Source organism: Nocardioides silvaticus, from assembly GCF_003160695.1.
GTDB classification, from domain to species: domain Bacteria; phylum Actinomycetota; class Actinomycetes; order Propionibacteriales; family Nocardioidaceae; genus Nocardioides; species Nocardioides silvaticus.
Genome location: NZ_QGDD01000002.1, coordinates 190,221 through 210,044, shown reverse-complemented (window position 1 = coordinate 210,044; position 19,824 = coordinate 190,221). Strand labels below are relative to the sequence as shown.

General features: G+C 71.1%; 18 protein-coding genes and 1 tRNA gene. 4 read left to right on the top strand and 15 right to left on the bottom strand.

Annotated features, from left to right (window positions below):
* Positions 1 to 3 precede the first annotated feature (3 nt).
* Both DJ010_RS05855 and DJ010_RS05850 read right to left on the bottom strand, forming a co-directional pair.
* Complete coding sequence (locus tag DJ010_RS05855) at positions 4 to 1,335, bottom strand: branched-chain amino acid ABC transporter permease (protein WP_109692710.1); 1,332 nt, start codon at positions 1,333 to 1,335, stop codon at positions 4 to 6.
* Between the two features lie 151 nt (positions 1,336 to 1,486).
* Positions 1,487 to 2,089 (bottom strand): ANTAR domain-containing response regulator, encoded by a 603-nt coding sequence (locus tag DJ010_RS05850; RefSeq protein ID WP_109692709.1) that lies wholly within the window; start codon positions 2,087 to 2,089, stop codon positions 1,487 to 1,489.
* 66 nt (positions 2,090 to 2,155) lie between these two features.
* Between DJ010_RS05850 and DJ010_RS05845 the strand changes: the two genes are divergently transcribed.
* Both DJ010_RS05845 and DJ010_RS05840 read left to right on the top strand, forming a co-directional pair.
* Positions 2,156 to 2,229 (top strand) — tRNA-Leu (locus DJ010_RS05845).
* Positions 2,230 to 2,266: 37 nt separating this feature from the next.
* Positions 2,267 to 3,046 carry a DUF427 domain-containing protein gene (locus tag DJ010_RS05840; RefSeq protein ID WP_109693115.1) on the top strand — a complete coding sequence of 260 codons (780 nt, stop codon included), beginning with the start codon at positions 2,267 to 2,269 and terminating at the stop codon, positions 3,044 to 3,046.
* Between the two features lie 117 nt (positions 3,047 to 3,163).
* Here DJ010_RS05840 and pyk read toward each other — a convergent pair whose 3' ends face one another.
* The 8 genes from pyk to trpC form a co-directional block, all read right to left on the bottom strand.
* On the bottom strand, positions 3,164 to 4,624 hold the full coding sequence (gene pyk, locus DJ010_RS05835) for a pyruvate kinase (RefSeq protein ID WP_109692708.1): 1,461 nt from the start codon (positions 4,622 to 4,624) through the stop codon (positions 3,164 to 3,166).
* A gap of 87 nt (positions 4,625 to 4,711) precedes the next feature.
* Entirely contained in the window at positions 4,712 to 6,181 is a 1,470-nt protein-coding gene (locus DJ010_RS05830; RefSeq protein ID WP_109692707.1) for a glutamate synthase subunit beta, read from the bottom strand.
* A gap of 65 nt (positions 6,182 to 6,246) precedes the next feature.
* Positions 6,247 to 10,812, bottom strand: a complete 4,566-nt coding sequence (gltB, locus tag DJ010_RS05825) for a glutamate synthase large subunit (protein WP_109692706.1) — start codon at positions 10,810 to 10,812, stop codon at positions 6,247 to 6,249.
* A gap of 139 nt (positions 10,813 to 10,951) precedes the next feature.
* Positions 10,952 to 11,962 (bottom strand): prolipoprotein diacylglyceryl transferase, encoded by a 1,011-nt coding sequence (lgt, locus tag DJ010_RS05820; RefSeq protein ID WP_245927263.1) that lies wholly within the window; start codon positions 11,960 to 11,962, stop codon positions 10,952 to 10,954.
* A gap of 14 nt (positions 11,963 to 11,976) precedes the next feature.
* Positions 11,977 to 12,579, bottom strand: coding sequence for an SCO family protein (locus DJ010_RS05815; protein ID WP_245927261.1), 603 nt, complete (start codon positions 12,577 to 12,579; stop codon positions 11,977 to 11,979).
* Between the two features lie 2 nt (positions 12,580 to 12,581).
* Positions 12,582 to 13,397 carry a tryptophan synthase subunit alpha gene (trpA, locus tag DJ010_RS05810; RefSeq protein WP_109692704.1) on the bottom strand — a complete coding sequence of 272 codons (816 nt, stop codon included), beginning with the start codon at positions 13,395 to 13,397 and terminating at the stop codon, positions 12,582 to 12,584.
* On the bottom strand, positions 13,394 to 14,623 hold the full coding sequence (gene trpB / locus DJ010_RS05805; protein ID WP_439331682.1) for a tryptophan synthase subunit beta: 1,230 nt from the start codon (positions 14,621 to 14,623) through the stop codon (positions 13,394 to 13,396). Before trpB ends, trpA begins: the two co-directional genes overlap by 4 nt.
* Entirely contained in the window at positions 14,620 to 15,402 is a 783-nt protein-coding gene (gene trpC / locus DJ010_RS05800) for an indole-3-glycerol phosphate synthase TrpC (RefSeq protein WP_109692703.1), read from the bottom strand. The genes trpB and trpC overlap by 4 nt, the downstream gene beginning before the upstream one ends.
* A 128-nt stretch (positions 15,403 to 15,530) precedes the next feature.
* Here trpC and DJ010_RS05795 point away from each other — a divergent pair, with 128 nt between their 5' ends.
* Positions 15,531 to 15,851, top strand: a complete 321-nt coding sequence (locus DJ010_RS05795; protein ID WP_109692702.1) for a DUF4190 domain-containing protein — start codon at positions 15,531 to 15,533, stop codon at positions 15,849 to 15,851.
* A gap of 76 nt (positions 15,852 to 15,927) precedes the next feature.
* On the top strand, positions 15,928 to 16,353 hold the full coding sequence (locus tag DJ010_RS21995; protein WP_158282946.1) for a DUF4190 domain-containing protein: 426 nt from the start codon (positions 15,928 to 15,930) through the stop codon (positions 16,351 to 16,353).
* Positions 16,354 to 16,369: 16 nt separating this feature from the next.
* On the opposite strand, the gene DJ010_RS05780 is transcribed toward DJ010_RS21995, so the two are convergent.
* Genes DJ010_RS05780 through DJ010_RS05760 form a run of 5 tightly spaced genes read right to left on the bottom strand, consistent with a single transcriptional unit; the run spans position 16,370 to position 19,824 of the window.
* The gene (locus tag DJ010_RS05780; protein ID WP_211318669.1) at positions 16,370 to 16,807 is read right to left on the bottom strand and encodes a DUF2752 domain-containing protein; all 438 of its coding nucleotides are present in this window, start codon (positions 16,805 to 16,807) and stop codon (positions 16,370 to 16,372) included.
* 13 nt (positions 16,808 to 16,820) lie between these two features.
* Positions 16,821 to 17,021: an HGxxPAAW family protein gene (locus DJ010_RS05775; RefSeq protein WP_109692700.1), complete on the bottom strand. Its 201-nt coding sequence runs from the start codon at positions 17,019 to 17,021 to the stop codon at positions 16,821 to 16,823.
* Between the two features lie 36 nt (positions 17,022 to 17,057).
* Positions 17,058 to 17,684 (bottom strand): Trp biosynthesis-associated membrane protein, encoded by a 627-nt coding sequence (locus tag DJ010_RS05770; protein ID WP_109692699.1) that lies wholly within the window; start codon positions 17,682 to 17,684, stop codon positions 17,058 to 17,060.
* Positions 17,681 to 18,040, bottom strand: a complete 360-nt coding sequence (gene hisI, locus DJ010_RS05765; RefSeq protein WP_109692698.1) for a phosphoribosyl-AMP cyclohydrolase — start codon at positions 18,038 to 18,040, stop codon at positions 17,681 to 17,683. Before hisI ends, DJ010_RS05770 begins: the two co-directional genes overlap by 4 nt.
* Positions 18,040 to 19,824: an ABC transporter ATP-binding protein gene (locus DJ010_RS05760; protein ID WP_109692697.1), complete on the bottom strand. Its 1,785-nt coding sequence runs from the start codon at positions 19,822 to 19,824 to the stop codon at positions 18,040 to 18,042. The genes hisI and DJ010_RS05760 overlap by 1 nt, the downstream gene beginning before the upstream one ends.

The following is a 19,824-nucleotide window of genomic DNA, read 5'->3' as shown; positions in this document are numbered from 1 at the left end:
CTCCTAGCCGATCCGCTCAGGTCGTCCGAGCAGGCCCTGCGGTCGGACCAGCAGCAGCAGGATGAGGATCACCAGCGCTGTGGCGTACTTGAAGTCGCTCGGCATTCCGAAGACGGGGGACACCTCGACGACGTAGCCGATGATCAGCGAGCCGAGGAGGGCGCCGAACGCGGTGCCGAGACCGCCGAGCGTGACGGCTGCGAAGAGCAGCAGCAGGATCTGCAGGCCGGAGTCCCACTTCACGCCGTTGACCACCAGCGCGTAGAGCACGCCGGCGAGCCCGGCGAACGCCGCGGCGACCGTCCAGACCAGGCGGATGACCCTGTCGACGTCGATGCCGGAGGCCGCCGCCAGCGCCGGGTTGTCGGCGACCGCGCGGGTGGCCTGCCCGATCCGCGTGCGCAGCAGCACGAAGCCGACCGCGATCAGGAGCACCGTGGCGATCACCATGGCGATGATCGACTGGTAGGTGATGCCGACCGGTCCGATGTCCACGCTCTCCGGGATGCCGGTGACGACGCGGATCGTCTCGGTGTCGATCAGCTGGAAGACGTACTGCAGCGCCAGTGACATGCCGATGGTGACGATCATCAGCTGGATGATGCCGAGCCCTCGTCGCCGTAGCGGTTGCCAGAGTCCGCGGTCCTGGACCCAGCCGAACGCGCCGCAGATGACGGTCACCAGGGCGACCGCCGGCCACAGCGGCAGTCCGACGTTCTGCACCAGGATGTAGCCGGTGAAGCCACCCATCGTGAGGAGCTCGGCGTGGGCGAAGTTGGAGAGGCCGGTCGTGCCGTAGATCAGCGAAAGACCGATCGATGCGAGCGCGAGGAGCAGGCCGAGCCGGAGGCCGTTGACCGAGCTCTGCAGGAAGTAGTCCCAGTCGCTGCTGTCAGCCTGGTAGTCCTCGGACCGGATGCCGAGGATCACCGGCTGCCCGCTGGCGAGGCCACCGAGCTGTCCGTTCACGACCACGGAGTTGCCGGGACCCTTCAGCAGCTTGTTCTCCGACGGCAGTGCCTCGACCCCGTCGGGGAGGGAGTCCTCCACGATCTCCACCTGGTAGCGCCCGGCCTCGGTGAAGGGGAAGCTCCACCGGCCGGTCTCGTCGGTCGTGACCGTGGTCGGCTCCGCACCGACCTTCGGGGCGCCCTTGTCGTCGACGGGCGTGATCAGCACGTCGACGCCCTCGAGCTTCTCCTCGCCGGTGTCGAGCGTGCCGGTGAGGCATCCCTGCTCGGCGCTGGCGCGGCATGGTTCGTCCTCAGCGTGGGCTGCCGTCGGTACCGCCAGGATCAACCCGACGAACAGCAGCGCCAACCAGCGCAGTCCCACTCGTAGCTCCCTCTAGGTCCGTACGCGAGATGCTTCACACCTCGCGGAGCAGGCAGCACTATATGCACCCCGGGGATGCGGGGTCATCGACCGAGGCCGTCCGACACCCAATCGTGACGGATCGAGCGACTGCCGGAAACGATCCGAGCGGCTACGAGACGGTGCCGCCGGGGACCCCGTGGGTCACCACGCCCTCGGCCACCTGGCGCATCGACATCCGCAGGTCCATCGCGGTCTTCTGGATCCAGCGGAACGCCTCCGGCTCGGTGAGCGAGAGCTGGTCCTGGAGGATGCTCTTCGCGCGCTCGACGGCCTTGCGGGTCTCCAGCCGGTCCTCGAGGTCGGTCACCTGGGCCTCGAGCTCGGCGATCTCCGCGAACCGGCTGACCGCCATCTCGATCGCCGGCACCAGGTCGGACTGCGTGAACGGCTTCACCAGGTAGGACATCGCCCCAGCGGCGCGGGAGCGCTCGACCAGGTCGCGCTGCGAGAACGCGGTCAGCATGACGACCGGCGCGATCCGCTGCCCGGCGATCGCCTCCGCGGCGGCGATCCCGTCGAGCACCGGCATCTTCACGTCGAGGATCACCAGGTCGGGCCGCAGCTCCTCGGCGAGCTCGATCGCCTTCTGCCCGTCTCCGGCCTGCCCGACCACGTCGTACCCCTCGTCGGCCAGCATCTCGGCCAGGTCCATCCGGATGAGGGTCTCGTCCTCGGCGATGACGACGGTGCGGGGAGCGGGCGTCTCGGTCACGGGGCCAAGGCTATCGGCACCTGCGTAGGGCCCGGAGGCCCGTATCCGTTACGTTTTCGTGCACTTGCCCCGGTATCCCAACCGGTAGAGGAAGCGGTCTCAAACACCGTCCAGTGTGGGTTCGAATCCCACCCGGGGCACCTCGTGCGGACGCCCGCCGTCGCCTACCCTGCGGTGATGGAGGTGCGGACCGAGCCCACGGACAAGTGGGTGCGCGGGTACGTCGGCGAGACGGTGGTGGTCGACAGCCGCGCGGCGCTGCTGTTCTGGGACCCGCTCCGGCCGGTGCCGGAGTACGCGTTCCGGCGCGAGGACGTCCGCACCGACCTGCTGCGGCCCGCGGCAGCGCCGACGGCCGGTCCGCACCCGTTCTACCCGCCCCACGGACCGGTGGCGGAGTGGTACGACGTCGTCGTCGGCGACCGCGTCGTCGAGCACGCGGCGTGGGTCCATCCCGACCCCGCCATCAGCGACCGGGTCGTCCTCAGCTGGCGCCCGGGCGTCCTCGACCGCTGGCTCGAGGAGGAAGAGGAGGTCTACGTGCACCCGCGGGACCCGCACAAGCGGGTCGAGGCCCTCCTCAGCTCGCGCCACGTCGTGGTCTCCCTCGAGGGGGTCGTGCTGGCGGACAGCCACTCCCCCGTGCTGCTCTTCGAGACCGACCTGCCCACCCGCTACTACCTCCCGCGGGTCGACGTCCGCCTCGACGAGCTGACGCCGTCGACCAACCGCAGCGCCTGCCCCTACAAGGGTTTCGCGGAGGAGTACTGGAGCCGGCCCGGGGTGGCGGAGGGCGACAACATCGCGTGGTCGTACGCCGCGCCGTTCCCCGCCGTGGCGCGGATCAAGGACCGGATCGCGTTCTACAACGAGCTCGTCGACATCACGCTCGACGGAGTACCGCAGCCCCGCCCCCGGTCGGTGTTCAGCAAGGCTTCGAACCGGCCGGTGGAGTAGCCGCGAGCTGAGGGACGTCCACGGCGTCCAGCGGCAAGGCGGAGGAGGGAGGCGGCCTTCGAGCGAAGCGGGCCGTCGACCGACGACAACGCAGCCGATGGATGCCGTGGACGTTCCTCAGCGCCGGCGGTAGGCGGGGGCGACCTCGTTGATCGCGTCGCCCATCCGGTGGATGCGGAGCGCGTTGGTGGAGCCGGGGATGCCCGGCGGGCTGCCGGCGACGATCACCACCAGGTCCCCTTCGGCGACCCGCCCGATCCGCAGCAGCTCCTCGTCGACCTGGCGCACCATCTCGTCGGTGTGCTCGACGGAGACCGTCTTGAACGCCTCGACACCCCAGGACAGGGCGAGTTGCGACCGGGCACGGGCCTCGGGGGTGAAGGCGAGCACCGGGATCGCGCTGCGCAGCCGGGCCAGCCGTCGCGCGGAGTCGCCGGACTGGGTGAAGGCGACGATGTACTTCGCGCCGACCCGCTGCGCGACCTCCTCGGCGGCCTTGGTGATGATGCCGGACCGGGTGTGCGGGTCCCAGTCGATCCGGCCGAACCGGCTGAAGGTGTCGTCGACCAGCGCGTGGTCCTCGGTGGCCGTCACGATCCGCGCCATCGTCTCGACGGTGTGGATCGGGTGGTCGCCGACGCTGGTCTCGCCGGACAGCATCACCGCGTCGGCGCCGTCGAGGACCGCGTTGGCGACGTCGCTCGCCTCGGCGCGGGTGGGGGCCGGGTTGTTCACCATCGACTCGAGCATCTGGGTGGCCACGATGACCGGCTTCGCGTTGCGCCGGGCGGCCACGATGATCCGCTTCTGGAGGAACGGCACCTCCTCCAGCGGGCACTCCACGCCCAGGTCACCGCGGGCCACCATGAACGCGTCGAACGCGTCGACCACCTCGTCGAGGTTGTCGATCGCCTGCGGCTTCTCGATCTTCGCGATCACGGGGAGCATGACGCCCTCCTCGCGCATGATCTTGCGGACGTCCTCGGCGTCGGCGGCGTTCCGCACGAAGCTCAGCGCGATGAAGTCGACGCCCAGTCGCAGGGCGAACCGAAGGTCGTCGGCGTCCTTCTCCGACAGCGCCGGGACCGACACCGCGACCCCGGGGAGGTTGATGCCCTTGTTGTTGCTGACCTTGCCCCCGACGAGCACCTCGGTCTCGACATCGGTGTCGGACACCGACACCACCCGGAGCCGGACCTTGCCGTCGTCGACGAGGATCGGGTCGCCCGCCTTGACGTCGCCCGGCAGGCCCTTGTAGGTCGTGCCGCAGATCTCGCCGTTGCCCTGCACGTCGCGCGTGGTGATCGTCCACCGCTGGCTGCGGTGCAGCTGCACCGGGCCGTCGGCGAACCGCTCGAGGCGGATCTTCGGCCCCTGCAGGTCGGCGAGGATGCCGACGCCCCGACCGCTCGCGTCCGACGCCTCCCGCACCAGGCGGTAGACCTCGGCGTGGTCGGCGTGGCTGCCGTGGCTCATGTTGAGCCGGGCGACGTCCATTCCCGCGTAGACCAGCTCCCGGATCCGTCGTTCGGAGCTGGTGGCCGGTCCCAACGTGCACACGATCTTTGCTCTTCGCACGCCCGCCAGCCTAGCGGCCGTTGGATCGATACAACGGCGACCCGGCTCGTTCGACCGAGCCGGATCGGCGCAGACGAGCCGGGTCGGTCAGACGGCGAGGGGACGTGCGGTCGGTGGGATCGGCGCCGGCAGCGTCGTCGACCCGGTGAGGTACGCGTCCACAGCCGCCGCCGCGGCACGGCCCTCGGCGATCGCCCACACGATGAGCGACTGGCCACGGCCCGCGTCGCCGGCGACGAAGACGCCCGGCACCGAGGACATGTAGGCCGCGTCGCGCACCACGTTGCTCCGGTTGTCGAGCTCGACGCCCAGCTGCTCGACCAGGCCCGGCCCCTGCGGACCGAGGAAGCCCATCGCGAACAGCACCAGGTCGGCCGGGATCTCACGCTCGCTGCCCTCGACCTCGACCAGCTGGCCACCCTCGAACCGGACCTCGACCAGGCGCAGCGCCCGGACGTTGCCCTCGTCGTCGCCCAGGAACTCCTTGGTCGACACCGAGTAGACCCGCTCGCCGGCCTCCTCGTGCGCCGAGGAGACGCGGAAGACCATCGGGTAGGTCGGCCACGGCTGGTTGTCGGGACGGCCCTCCGGGGGCTCCGGCAGGATCTCCAGCTGGGTGATCGAGGCGGCGCCCTGGCGGGTCGACGTGCCGAGGCAGTCGGCACCGGTGTCCCCGCCGCCGATGATCACGACGTGCTTGCCCTCCGCGGTGATCTGGCCCTCCACGGTCTCGCCGAGGGCGACCCGGTTGGCCTGCGGCAGGAACTCCATCGCCTGGTGGATGCCCTGGAGCTCCCGCCCGGGGACGGGAAGGTCGCGCGGCACGGTAGCGCCGATCGCGAGCACCACGGCGTCGTACCGGTCCTTCAGCGCGGCGCCGGTCAGGTCGCCGGCGCCCACCTCGACGCCCGAGCGGAAGACGGTGCCCTCGCGCTTCATCTGGTCGATGCGGCGCTCGAGGTGCTGCTTCTCCATCTTGAACTCGGGGATGCCGTAGCGGAGCAGGCCCCCCGGCTTGTCGTCGCGCTCGTAGACGGCGACCGTGTGGCCCGCGCGGGTCAGCTGCTGCGCCGCGGCGAGCCCTGCCGGGCCGGACCCGACGACGGCGACGGTCCTGCCCGACAGCCACTCCGGAGGCTGGGGTGAGACGTAGCCCGACTCCCAGGCCTTGTCGATGATCGAGACCTCGACGTTCTTGATCGTCACGGCCGGCTGGTTGATGCCGAGCACGCAGGCGGTCTCGCACGGCGCCGGGCAGAGCCGACCGGTGAACTCGGGGAAGTTGTTGGTCGCGTGCAGCCGCTCGATCGCGGCCTGCCAGTCGTTGCGCCAGACCAGGTCGTTCCACTCCGGGATGATGTTGCCGAGCGGGCAGCCCTGGTGGCAGAACGGGATGCCGCAGTCCATGCAGCGGCCCGCCTGCTCCACGATGATCGGCAGCAGTGCGCGGCCCGCCCCACCGGGGTAGACCTCCTGCCAGTCCTGGACGCGCTCCTCGACCGGACGGCGCTCCGCGACCTCGCGGTCGTGCTTGAGAAAGCCCTTCGGGTCAGCCATGCGCTGCTACCCCCTTCATTCCTGAGCGGCGGTACGCCGAAGATGGTTGCTGGGGGGTCCGCCGCTCATCCATGAAGTACCTCCATGACTCGGTGGGCAGCGGCGTCGGCGTCGAGGCCCTCGGCCTCCGCCTCGGCCTGGACGGTCAGCACCTTCGCGTAGTCGCGCGGCATGACCTCGGTGAACCGCGGCAGTGCGGCCTCCCAGTCGGCCAGCAGCGCCTGGGCAACCTTCGAGCCGGTCTCCTCGTGGTGCGTGCGGACGAGCTGCTCGAGCTCGGCGGCGTACTCGGCGCTCACCGGCCGCAGGTCGACCAGCTCGGCGTTGACGCGGATCTCCTTGAGGTCGAGGACCCACGCGATGCCGCCGGACATGCCGGCGGCGAAGTTGCGTCCGGTCTTGCCGAGGACGACGACGCGACCACCGGTCATGTACTCGCAGCCGTGGTCGCCGACGCCCTCGGTGACGACGCTCGCGCCCGAGTTGCGCACGCAGCACCGCTCGCCCACGCCGCCGCGGATGAGGATCTGCCCCGACGTGGCGCCGTAGGCGATCGTGTTGCCGGCGATGATGTGCTCGTCGGACTTGAACGGCGCCGACCGGTCGGGACGGATCACCAGTCGCCCACCGGACAGGCCCTTGCCGACGTAGTCGTTGGCGTCGCCCTCGAGCCGCAGCGTGATGCCACGCGGCACGAACGCGCCGAACGACTGACCGGCCGATCCGACGAGCGTCAGGTCGACGGTGTCGTCGGGCAGCCCGGCGCCGCCGTGCCTCTTGGTGACCTCGTGGCCGAGGATCGTGCCGACGGTGCGGTTGACGTTGCGGATCCGGAACTGGCCGCGGACCGGCTCGCCGGACTCGATCGCCGCCCTGGCCGCGGGCAGCAACTCGGTGACGTCGAGCGACTTCTCCAGGCCGTGGTCCTGGGTGCCGGTGTTGCGCACGTCCTGGTCGGGGAAGTGGGTGTCGGCGACCTGCACCTGGTGCAGGATCGGCGCCAGGTCGAGCCCGGCCGCCTTCCAGTGGTGCTGAGCCTCGCGGGTGTCCAGCGCCTGCACCTGGCCGACTGCCTCGTCGATGCTGCGGAAGCCCAGCGACGCGAGCAGCTCGCGCACCTCCTCGGCGATGAACTCGAAGAAGTTCACGACGTACTCGGCCTTGCCGGAGTAACGCGAGCGCAGGACGGGGTTCTGGGTCGCCACGCCGACCGGGCAGGTGTCGAGGTGGCAGACCCGCATCAGGATGCAGCCCGACACCACGAGCGGAGCGGTGGCGAAGCCGAACTCCTCCGCACCGAGCAGCGCCGCGACGACGACGTCACGACCGGTCTTGAGCTGACCGTCGGTCTGGACGACGATCCGGTCGCGCAGCCCGTTGAGCAGCAGCGTCTGCTGGGTCTCGGCGAGACCGAGCTCCCACGGACCACCGGCGTGCTTGAGCGACGTCAGCGGCGAGGCGCCGGTGCCGCCGTCGTGCCCGGAGATGAGCACCACGTCGGCGTGCGCCTTCGACACCCCCGCGGCGACGGTGCCCACGCCCACCTCGGACACCAGCTTCACGTGCACGCGCGCGCCCGGGTTGGCGTTCTTCAGGTCGTGGATCAGCTGCGCAAGATCCTCGATCGAGTAGATGTCGTGGTGGGGCGGCGGGCTGATGAGGCCCACGCCCGGCGTCGAGTGCCGGGTCTTGGCCACCCAGGGGTAGACCTTGTTGCCGGGCAGCTGCCCGCCCTCGCCGGGCTTCGCGCCCTGCGCCATCTTGATCTGGATGTCGTCGGAGTTCGTCAGGTACTCGGAGGTGACGCCGAACCGCCCGGACGCGACCTGCTTGATCGAGCTGCGGCGCTCGGGGTCGTAGAGCCGGTCGGCGTCCTCACCACCCTCGCCGGTGTTGGACTTCGCGCCCAACCGGTTCATGGCGATCGCCAGCGTCTCGTGGGCCTCGCGGCTGATCGAGCCGTACGACATCGCGCCGGTGGAGAACCGCTTGACGATCTCCGAGACCGGCTCGACCTCGTCGATCGGGATCGGCTCCCTGCCGATCTCGGCGGGGTCCCTGAACCTGAAGAGCCCACGGAGGGTCATCAGCTTCTCGGACTGGTCGTCGACCGCCTGCGTGTACTGCTTGAAGATGTCGTAGCGGCCGGTGCGGGTGGCGTGCTGGAGACGGAACACCGTCTCCGGGTTGAACAGGTGCGGCTCGCCCTCGCGGCGCCACTGGTACTCGCCGCCGATCTCGAGCTCGCGGTGGGCGGGCGCGATGCCGCCGCGCGGGTACGCCGAGGCGTGCCGCCGGGCCACCTCCTCGGCGATCGTGTCGAGCTCGACACCGCCGAGCTTCGACGTGGTGCCGGTGAAGTACCTGTCGACCACGGCCTGCGAGAGACCGATGCACTCGAAGATCTGCGCACCCGTGTAGGACGCGACCGTCGAGACGCCGATCTTGCTCATGACCTTCACGACGCCCTTGCCGAGCGCCTTGATCAGGTTGGTGACGGCCTGCTCCGGGTCGGCCTTGACGTAGTAGCCCTCCCGGGCGAGGTCCTCGACGGACTCCATCGCCAGGTAGGGGTTGACCGCGGCTGCGCCGTAGCCGACGAGAAGCGCGACGTGGTGGACCTCGCGGACGTCACCGGCCTCGATCAGCAGGCCGACCTGGGTGCGGGTCTTCTCGCGCACCAGGTGGTGGTGGACCGCGCCGGTCAGCAGCAGCGACGGGATCGGCGCCATCTCGGCGGTCGAGTGCCGGTCGGACAGCACGATGATCCGCGCGCCGCCGGCGATCGCCTCGCTGACCTCCTGGCAGATCTCGTCGAGCCGCTTCGCCATCGCCGCTCCCCCGCCCTCGACCGGGTAGAGGCCGCGCGAGACGTGGGTGATGAACCCCGGCATGTCTCCGTCGCGGTTGATGTGACGGATCTTGGCCAGGTCGTCGTTGGAGATGACCGGGAACGGCAGCACGACCTGCCGGCACGACGCAGGCGTCGGCTCGAGCAGGTTGGACTCCGGGCCGATGGTGCCGTTGAGGCTGGTCACCAGCTCCTCGCGGATCGCGTCGAGCGGCGGGTTGGTGACCTGTGCGAACAGCTGGCTGAAGTAGTCGAACAGCAGCCGCGGCTTGTCGCTCAACGCCGCGATCGGGGTGTCGGTGCCCATCGACCCCAGCGGCTCGCCGCCGGTGTTGGCCATCGGGGTGAGCAGGATGCGCAGCTCCTCCTCGGTGTAGCCGAAGACCTGCTGGCGACGGGTGACCGACGCGTGCGTGTGCACGATGTGCTCGCGGTCGGGGATGTCGTCGAGGTGGATCAGCCCGGCGTGCAGCCACTCCCCGTAGGGGTTCTCGGCGGCGAGCTCGGCCTTGATCTCCTCGTCCTCGATGATCCGGTGCTCGTCGGTGTCGACGAGGAACATCCGGCCCGGCTGCAGCCGGCCCTTGCGGACGATGGTGGCCGGGTCGAGGTCGAGCACGCCGACCTCAGAAGCCAGGACCACGAGGCCGTCGTCGGTGACCCAGAACCGCGACGGGCGCAGCCCGTTGCGGTCGAGCACGGCGCCGATCTGGGTGCCGTCGGTGAAGACGACGCAGGCCGGCCCGTCCCACGGCTCCATCAGCGAGGAGTGGAAGCGGTAGAAGTCGCGCCGCTGCTCGTCCATCTCGGTGTGGTTCTCCCACGCCTCGGGGATCATCATCAGCACCGCGTGGGGCAGGCTCCGCCCGCCCATGTGGAGCAGCTCGAGCACCTCGTCGAACGACGCGGAGTCCGACGCACCAGGGGTGCAGATCGGGTAGAGCCGCTCGAGCTCACCGGGGATCAGGTCGCTGGCGAGGAGCGCCTCGCGGGCCCGCATCCAGTTGCGGTTGCCCATGACCGTGTTGATCTCGCCGTTGTGGGCGATGAAGCGGAACGGGTGCGACAGCGGCCAGCTCGGGAAGGTGTTCGTCGAGAACCGCGAGTGCACGACCGCGAGCGCCGAGGCGATGCGCTCGTCCACGAGGTCGGGGAAGAAGTTGTCGAGCTGGTCGGTCGTCAGCATGCCCTTGTAGATCAGGGTGCGCGACGACAGCGACGGGAAGTAGACGTCGGTCTCGCGCTCTGCGCGCTTGCGCAGGCAGAACGCCCGGCGCTCGAGGGCCATGCCGGTGAACCGCTGGCCGGCGCCCTGGACGAAGACCTGGCTGAACGTCGGCATCACGCTCGCCGCCATGGTGCCGAGGATCGACGGGTCGACCGGCACGTCGCGCCAGCCGATCACGGCGAGGCCCTCCTCGGCGGCGATCTCCTCGATCCGCTGCCGGGTCTTCGCGACCTGCTCGTCGTCACCGGGCAGGAACGCGGTGCCGACGGCGTAGCAGAACCGCTCCGGCAGCTCGAAGCCCGCCTCGCGGGCCACCTCGCGGAGGAAGCCGTCGGGGACCTGCATCAGGATGCCGGCCCCGTCGCCCGAGTTGACCTCGGCGCCCGCCGCGCCTCGGTGGTCGAGGTTGCGCAGCGCGGTCAGGGCCTTCGCCACGATGTCGTGGCTGGCCTCCCCGGTCATGGTGGCCACGAAGGCGACGCCACAGGCGTCGTGCTCGTTGCGCGGGTCGTAGAGACCCTCGGGCGGCGGGAACGCGTGCGAGTAGGGCACCAGTGTTCTCCCGTCGGCTACGTCTGCGTCCGTGCCCGCTCGAGAGCGGGCGTTCACAGAAGGTGGGGCGCAAGGGACGTCACTGGCCCACGCGGCGGAAGTCTCAGGTTACCACCGTGTATCGAGGTGACTGCACCGACTAATCGTCGGTGGACACCTCGTCGGCGTCCTTCTGGGGCTGGCCGACAGCCTCGTCGGCCCCGCCGGCCCCGTCGGCCTCGTCGGCCCCGTCGGTCTTGTCGGTCTCCGGCGCCGGCTCGCGGCCCTCGAGGTAGACGGTGTCCTCCTGGCCCGGGTGCCGCCGGCCCATGACGACGAGGTAGGCCGCCGCGGCGACGAAGAGCACGATCGACGTCCAGACGTTGAACCGCAGGCCGAGGACGTCCTCGAGCTGCACGTCGTCGATCCGGAGGTACTCGATCCAGCCGCGGCCGAGCGTGTAGGCCATCACGTAGACGGCGAGGACGCGGCCGTGGCCCAGTCGGTAGCGGCGCTCGAGCCAGATCACGACGGCGAAGGCCAGCAGGTTCCAGATGCACTCGTAGAGGAACGTGGGGTGGAACGTCGTGCCGACCTCGAACGTGCAGGTGCCCGATCCCTCCGGGTAGTCGCAGCCCGTCGGCCAGTGGCTGCGGTCGATCTCGAGGCCCCACGGCAGGTCGGTCGGCCGGCCGTAGAGCTCCTGGTTGAACCAGTTGCCCCAGCGGCCGATGGCCTGCGCGACCAGCACCCCGGGGGCGAGCGCGTCGACGAGCGGGAGGAACCGGATGCCCTTCGCGCGGCAGCCGAGGTAGGCGCCGAACGCGCCGAGCGCGACGCCGCCCCAGATGCCGAGGCCGCCGCGCCAGACGTAGAGGGCGGTGACCGGGTTCTGCCCGTCGCCGAAGTAGCGCTCCCAGTCGGTGGCCACGTGGTAGAGCCGGGCGCCGATGATGCCGAACGGGACGGCCCAGATGGCGATGTCCTGGACGTCGCCGGGGCGGCCGCCACGGGCGACCCAGCGGCGCTCCCCGATCCAGATGGCGGCGACAATGCCGAGGATGATGCAGAGCGCGTAGCCACGGATCGGCACCGGCCCCAGGTCCCAGACGCCGTCGGAGGGGCTCGGGATGGTGAGGAGCACGAGGGGGTCGATGAGATCAAGGAGCAAGGTCGTTCCTCACGTCATTCCCCCAGCAGGATCTGGATGTCGGTAGCGAGCTCTGGCGCGGATGTCTCCTGGTTCCAGACCACCACGGCCTCGTCGTTCTCGTCGATGCCGAGCACGAACGTCGAGTGTCCGCCGAGATCGTAGCCACCGCTGGGCAGCTTCTTGCCGTCACTGACGTACAGGTGCAGCGGATCGCCGGCCGCGACGATGTCCTCGAGGTCGCCGGTGAGGCCGATGAAACCCTCCCCGTAGCCGTCGAGGTAGTCGCGCAGCGTCGCGGCGTCGTCACGCGCCGGGTCGGTGGTGACGAAGACCATGTCGACCTGCTCGCGCTCCTCGTCGTCGAGCCGGTTGAGCGCGGCGCCGATGTTGTTCATGACCAGCGGGCAGATGTCCGGGCAGTGGGTGTAGCCGAAGAAGACGACGGTCATCGGCTTGTCGGTGTCCTCGGCGAGGGAGTACGGCGCGCCCTCGGTGTCGGTGAGCTCGATGGTCGGCGCCGGGTAGGGCTGGTCGAGCCGCGCCCCGGTGAACTCGTCGGGGTCCGGCCCGCCACCGCACGCGGACAGGAGGAGGACCAGCGCGGCAGCGGCAGCGCCCCAGCCGCGCGCGTGCACGGTCAGGACCGCACTCCCCGGGCCAGGTCCTCGGTCAGCGCCACCAGCGCCTTCCGGGCGCCGTCGAGGTCGCCGGGGTGGTCGAGCAACGCCCGGACGAACGCGGACCCCACGATCACGCCGTCGGCGTAGGAGGCCACCTCGGCCGCCTGGGCGCCGTTGCTGACGCCGAGACCGACGCCGATCGGCAGGCCGGGAGCGGAAGCCTCGATGGCGGACCTGGTGCGGGCGACGAGCGGCCCGGCGAGGTCGCTGGACGTCTCGCGGGCACCGGTGACGCCCATGACCGCGGTCGCGTAGACGAAGCCCCGGCAGGCGGCCGTCGTGAGCGCGATCCGCTCGTCGGTCGACGACGGCGCGACGAGGAAGACCTTGTCGAGGTCGCGGGCGTCGGCGGCGGCGATCCACTCCGGCGCGAAGTCCGGCGTCAGGTCGGGCGTGATCAGGCCGGCGCCGCCGGCGTCGTACAACCCCTGCGCGAAGCGGTCGACGCCGAACCGTTCGATCGGGTTCCAGTAGGTCATGACCAGCGTCGGGACGCCGGTCGAGGCGACCGCCTCGACCACGCGCAGCACGTCGGTGGTGCGGATGCCGGCGTCGAGCGCCTGCTGCGCTGCAGCCTGGATCGTGGGTCCGTCCATCACGGGGTCGCTGTAGGGCAGGCCGATCTCGATGATGTCGCAGCCGGCGTCGACCATCGCGTGGAGCGCGGCGATGCTGCCGTCGACCGACGGGAAGCCTGCGGGCAGGTACCCCACCAGCGCGGCGCGACCTTCGGCGCGCGCCTTGTCGTAGGCGACGCCGACGGTGGTGCTCACGCGCGCTCCCCTGCCGTGCCGAGACCGAAGTACTCCAGGGCGGTGCCCATGTCCTTGTCGCCGCGACCGGACAGGTTGACGAGGATCGTCTCTCCCGGGCGCTCCTTGGCGACCTCGAGCGCTCCGGCGATCGCGTGGGCCGACTCGATCGCCGGGATGATGCCCTCGGTGCGCGCGAGCAGGGCCATGGCGTCCATCGCCGCAGCGTCCGTCACCGGGAGGTACGACGCCCTGCCGCTCGCTGAGAGCGCCGCGTGCTGCGGACCGACGCCCGGGTAGTCCAGGCCGGCCGAGATCGAGTGCGACTCGACGGTCTGGCCGTCCTCGTCCTGGAGCACGAACGTGCGTGCGCCGTGGAGGACGCCGATGCTGCCGGCGAAGATCGTGGCCGCGTGCCGGCCGGTGTCGACGCCGTCGCCTCCGGCCTCGAAGCCGTAGATCGCGACCTCCGGGTCGTCGAGGAAGCCAGCGAACAGGCCGATCGCGTTGGAGCCGCCGCCGACGCACGCCGCGATCGCGTCGGGCAGCCGGCCGGTGAGGTCGAGGCACTGTCGGCGCGCCTCGTCGCCGATGCTGCGGACGAAGCTCAGCACCAGGCTGGGGAACGGGTGCGGCCCGGCGGCGGTGCCGAACAGGTAGGCCGTGTGGTCCACGCTCGCGACCCAGTCGCGCAGCGCCTCGTTGATCGCGTCCTTGAGCGTGCGGGATCCGCTCGTGACCGGCACCACCTCGGCGCCGAGCAGCTGCATGCGGGCGACGTTGAGCGCCTGCCGCTCGGTGTCGACCTCACCCATGTAGACCGTGCAGTCGAGTCCGAGGTAGGCCGCCGCGGTCGCCGAGGCGACGCCGTGCTGGCCGGCCCCGGTCTCGGCGATCACCCGGGTCTTGCCCATCCGCTTGGTGAGCAGCGCCTGGCCGAGCACGTTGCGGATCTTGTGGGCTCCGGTGTGGTTGAGGTCCTCGCGCTTGAGCAGGATCCGTGCGCCGGCGTGCTCGGAGAGCCGGTGCGCCTCGTAGAGCATGCTCGGGACGCCGGCGTAGTTCTGCAGCAGGCCCTCGAACTCCTGGAGGAACGAGGGATCGACCATCGCCTTCTGCCAGGCGACCTCGAGCTCGTCGAGGGCGGCGATCAGCGCCTCCGGCATGAACCGGCCGCCGAAGCTGCCGGCGCCGCCGTACCACCCGTGCAGGTCGGCGTCGTACTGGGCGTCCTGGGGGGCGTTCACGCCTCAACTCCCGTCATGGCCGCGACTGCCTCGCGCGGCGCTCCGTCCTTGACCAACGCCTCGCCGACGAGGACCACGCGGGCGCCCTCGGCCACGTAGCGCTTCACGTCGGTCGGCCCGCTGATGCCGGACTCGGCCACCAGCACCCGGTCGTCCGGGACGAGCGGCGCCAGCCGGGTGAACGCGTCGGGGTCGACCTCGAGGGTCTTGAGGTTGCGGGCGTTGACGCCGATCAGCTCGGCACCGAGCGCGACCGCGCGCTCGGTCTCGGCCTCGTCGTGCACCTCGACCAGCACGGTGAGCCCGAGCGAACGGGCCTCCGCGTGCAGCCGCCGCAGCTCGTCGTCGTCGAGGGCGGCGACAATCAGCAGCGCCAGGTCGGCCCCGGCCGCACGAGCCTCGAGCAGCTGGTAGCCGGTGACGATGAAGTCCTTGCGCAGCAGCGGCACGTCCACGGCCGCGCGCACCGCCCGCAGGTCGTCGAGGCTGCCGCCGAACCGCCGCTGCTCGGTGAGCACGCTGATCGCGGCGGCGCCGCCGGCGGCGTACTCCTGCGCCAGCGAGGCCGGGTCCGGGATGTCGGCGAGCTCGCCCTTGCTGGGGCTGCGCCGCTTCACCTCGGCGATGACGCTCGAGCCGGAACGGCGGAAGTGCGGCATCGGGTCGCGCGGCGCGGGCGCCTCGGCGAGGAGGGCGCGGAGGTCGGCCGCGGGCACGGTCGCCTCGCGCGCCGCCAGGTCCTCGCGGACACCGGCGACGATGTCGTCGAGGACCGACATCTTCCCTCCATGAGCTCGTCTTCCCCGCTCGAATCCGTTCGATCGACGGGTTTCCAGTGTCCCACGGGATGGATATCGTCACGACACCGCCCGGGATCCGACCGGGCTCCGACGAAGGGTGTTCCCGCGTGAGCTACAACCAGCCTCCCCCGCCGCCCGGAGGCGGCTACGGCGCCCCGCAGCCCGCTTACGGCGGCGGCGGCCAGGCCGAGCACCCCCAGGGCACCACGATCCTGATCCTGGGCATCGTGGGACTGGTGTGCTGCGGTATCGCCGCGATCGTCGCCTGGATCATGGGCAACAAGGCGCAGGCGGAGATCGACGCGGGCCAGTACGCACCGACGAGCACCGTCAAGATCGGCCGCATCCTCGGCATGGTCGGCACCATCCTCACCGCGCTCGGCCTGGTGTTCTACCTGCTGTTCTTCGTGCTCCTGGCATCCAGCTGACTCACCGGGCCGGTGCCGGCGGCTAGGCTCGCCAGCCCGTCCCGGAACCGGTCCGGGCCGTCACGAAGGGCACCACGTGAGCAACGAACCTCCCCCGTACGGCAGTCCGCCGCCCCCGCCGCCTCCCGGCGGTGGTGGGTACGGCGCTCCCCCGCCCGGCGGCGGGTACGGCGGCTACGGCGGTCCGCCGCCCGGCGGCGGGTACGGCGGCTACGGCCAGCCTCCTGGCTTCGGTCCGCAGCAGAGCACGTCGGTCATGGCGATCATCTCGCTCGTCACCGGCATCCTCGGGATCCTGTGCTGCGGGTGGTTCATCTTCAGCATCGCAGCGCTGATCCTCGGCTTCCTCGGAAGGAACGAGATCAACCAGTCGCAGGGGACCAAGAAGGGTGCCGGACTGGCGCTCGCAGGCTTGATCCTCGGTGCCGTCGGGATGGCACTCGGCATCCTGAACTGGGTCCTGATCCTGGCGACCGACGCCTCGTACTTCTACTTCGGCTGACCGGACGTCGGCGGGGTCAGGGCGCCAGCCATGATCCCGCCGGCGTGTTCCGCAGCACGGTGAAGACCGCCATCACGGCGATCAACGCCATGCCGGAGAAGGTCATCGCCCGCTCCGACGGGTCCCACGCGCGGCCGCGCCACCGGCCGATGCTCCAGCGGGCGAACACGTAGACGAGCAGCGGGATCGCCGCCACGAACAGCAGGTTGCTCGACGCGGCCTCGACGACCTGCAGGTTGGTCAGGTCGTTGACCGCGCGCAGCCCGCCGCACCCGGGGCACTCGACCCCGAACACGGCCTTGGTGGGGCAGATGCCCCAGGTGCCCTGCTCGTGCGGGTCGCGGAGGTGCAGCGCGACGGTCGCCGCGGCGAGGCCGCCGACCACCAGCGCCGGGGGCACCATCCGCCGCCAGCGCGCACCGTTCCCGGAGCGGTCGAGGGCGGCGGTGCTCACGATGACGCCGGCGTCAGTGACTGCTCTGGTGCAGGCCGGCCTTGTCCATCGCGACGAAGACGACGGCCGCGAGCAGCACGATGGCGACGCCGATCCAGAACACCACGTAGCTGATCGGGTCGAGCATCAGCCCCACGCCGCCCACGACGAAGCCGGCCAGCGCCACGACGACGGCGGTCCAGGCTGCGGGGGTGTTGCCGTGGTTGTCAGACATGCAGGCGCTCCTCGGGTTCCGGTGACGTCGGGAAGTCTAGTGGGGGGCCTCGTCCGTCGGGTCCTCCCCCTCGTCCATGGACCTCCACAGGTCGAGACTGGTGCGCTCCTCGACCGGGGTCTCGGAGTCGCGGGTCGGGGCCGCGCCCTGACCGGACGGGGCGTCGTACCGCGCGCCCATCTCGGGCCAGTCAGGAGCCAGGCGGAACGCGGCCACGGCGGCCGCCAGCGCCGGCACCGAGGCGACGAGCGCGAGCCAGAACCACCCCGTGTACTCGATCGGCGCGTGCAGCTCGATCTCGACGTCCTCGCGCTTGGCGAACCCCTCGATCACCAGCACCACCAGGACCCCCGCCGACGCGAGCGCGGCCAGGGCGGCGAGGATCCGGCGGGTGACCCGCCGGGTGACGAGGACGACGCCCCAGCAGGCCAGCATCACCAGGCCGAAGGCGCCGGCCAGCGGCAGCTCCTTGACGTTGTCGCCCTGCGCGATGGCGCCGGCACCCAGCTGCTCGAGGTGCTGCGGCTGGACCTGCATCAGCGCCCGATGACCCGCGAGCGCCACCAGCCCGCTCGCCGCGATCCCGAGGATCGCGACCGGCCAGAAGGTGCGGGCGGCGCGCGGCTCCGCGCGCAGGTCCGTGCCCGGATCGGGCGTGGTCATCCGAGGAGCCCGTCGTCGAAGCAGGTGCGGGTGCCGGTGTGGCAGGCCGGACCCTCCTGGTCGACCTTCAGGAGCAGCGTGTCGCCGTCGCAGTCGAGCCGGATCTCCTTGACGTGCTGCTTGTTGCCGGACGTCTCGCCCTTGACCCAGTACTCCTGCCGCGAGCGGCTCCAGTACGTCGCGCGGCCGGTCGTCAGGCTGCGGTGCAGCGCCTCGTCGTCCATCCACGCCAGCATCAGCACCTCACCGGTGTCGTGCTGCTGGACGATCGCCGGGAGCAGGCCGGCGTCGTTGCGCGTGAGCCGGGCGGCGACGGCGGGATCGAGGCCGGGATCGGAAGAGGTCACCCGGCCCATTATCCGTGCTGCGCGACCCAGGACGCGTGCAGTCCCGCGTAGACCGACCCCTGCTCGCGGGCCAGCTCCGTGTGCGGTCCGCGCTGCACGATCCGGCCGCGGTCGACCACGACCACCTCGTCCGCGGCCTCGGCGGTCGACAGCCGGTGCGCGATCGTGACCGAGGTGCGGCCGGTCATCAGCCGGTCGAGCGCACGCCCGATCCTGGTCTCCAGCTCGGGGTCGACCGCGCTGGTGGCCTCGTCGAGCACCAGCAGGTCGGGGTCGGCGAGCTGGGCCCTGACCAGCGCGACCAGCTGCCGCTCCCCCGCCGAGAGCGACTCCCCGCGCTGACCGACCCGGGTCGCGAGACCGTCGGGCAGCCCGGCGAGCCAGTCGCCGAGACCGAGCTCGGCGGCGGCCGCGGTGATCTCCTCCTCGCTCGCGTCGAGCCGGCCGTAGCGCGCGTTCGCCGCGAGCGTGTCGTCGAAGAGGAACCCCTCCTGCGGCACCAGCACCACGCTGGACCGCAGCGACTCCTCGGTGATGTCGCGCAGGTCGATGCCGTCGAGCAGGACCCGCCCCTCGGTGGGGTCCATCAGCCGGGTCAGCAGCTTGGCCAAGGTGGACTTGCCCGACCCGGTCTCGCCGACGACCGCGACCCGGCGCCCGGCCGGGATCGCGAGGTCGATCTCGCGGAGCACGGGCGGGCCGCCCGGGTAGGAGAAGGTGACGCCGTCGAACCTGACGTCGAGGGCACCCTCGGGCAGCACCGTGCCGTCGGGGCCGGGGTCGACCAGGTCGGCCGGTGTGTCGAGGATGCCGATCACGCGGCGCCACCCGGCGATCGCGTTCTGGGCGTCGGTGAGCACCTGGGTGCCGAACTGCACCGGTCCGACGAACAGGGTGACGAGGAAGGCGAACGCCAGCACCTCACCGGCGGTGATGTCGTGCGCCCAGAGCCGGCCCTGCCCGAGCCAGATCCCGACGACCAGCACGCCGGCGTTGGCGAGGCCGGCGGACAGGCCGCCGAGCGAGAACGAGAACGCCGTGAAGCCCTGGGCGCGGGTCGAGGCCGCCTGGTGCTTCGCCACCGCCGCGTCGATGCGCTCCTGGGTCCGGGCCTCGACGGCGTAGGAGCGGACCACCGCGGCGCCGACCACGGGCTCGGAGATCGCGGACAGCATCACGCCGACCTGGCGGCGAACGGTCGCGTAGGCCGCCGACAGCTTGCGCTGGAAGTAGCGCAGGCTCAAGAACAGGGGCGCGAAGCAGATCCACACGACCAGCGCGAGCTGCCAGCTGTAGACCACCATCACGACGGTCGCGACCAGGATCTGCCCGATGCTGACGATGAAGAGCAGGCCGCCGAAGACGAGGAACTGGCTCACCTGGTCGACGTCGCTGGTCACCCGGGACACCAGCGCCCCGCGGCGCTCGGTGTTCTGCGTCAGCAGCGGGAGGTCGTGGACGTGGCGGAAGGCCTTGACCCGCAACGTCGCCAGGCCGCGCTCGGAGGTCGAGAACAGCCGCGCCGTCATGGCGTACGACGCCCAGCTGGTCACGACGATCGCGACGGCCGCCGCGATCGCCAGCCAGGTGGTGAAGGCGGCGTCCGGCCCACCGGGCCCGCGCAGGCCGCGGTCGATGGTCTGCTGCACCGCGATCGGGACGATGACCTGGCCGACCGAGGCGAGGACGGCGAGCGCGAGCGTCTTCCCGATGCCCTCGGTCAGTTCGGGCGAGTGGGAGATGCCGCGGCGGATGGTCTCCATGGCGCCGAGGTCCTCGCCGGTGTCGAGCAT

Coding starts and splice junctions, on each gene's coding strand:
- DJ010_RS05760 (WP_109692697.1), bottom strand. CDS start 19,824: ATGCTCGACACCGGCGAGGACCTCGGCGCCATGGAGACCATCCGCCGC.
- DJ010_RS05775 (WP_109692700.1), bottom strand. CDS start 17,021: ATGTCTGACAACCACGGCAACACCCCCGCAGCCTGGACCGCCGTCGTC.
- DJ010_RS05840 (WP_109693115.1), top strand. CDS start 2,267: ATGGAGGTGCGGACCGAGCCCACGGACAAGTGGGTGCGCGGGTACGTC.
- hisI (WP_109692698.1), bottom strand. CDS start 18,040: ATGGGCCGGGTGACCTCTTCCGATCCCGGCCTCGATCCCGCCGTCGCC.
- DJ010_RS05770 (WP_109692699.1), bottom strand. CDS start 17,684: ATGACCACGCCCGATCCGGGCACGGACCTGCGCGCGGAGCCGCGCGCC.
- DJ010_RS05830 (WP_109692707.1), bottom strand. CDS start 6,181: ATGGCTGACCCGAAGGGCTTTCTCAAGCACGACCGCGAGGTCGCGGAG.
- trpC (WP_109692703.1), bottom strand. CDS start 15,402: ATGTCGGTCCTCGACGACATCGTCGCCGGTGTCCGCGAGGACCTGGCG.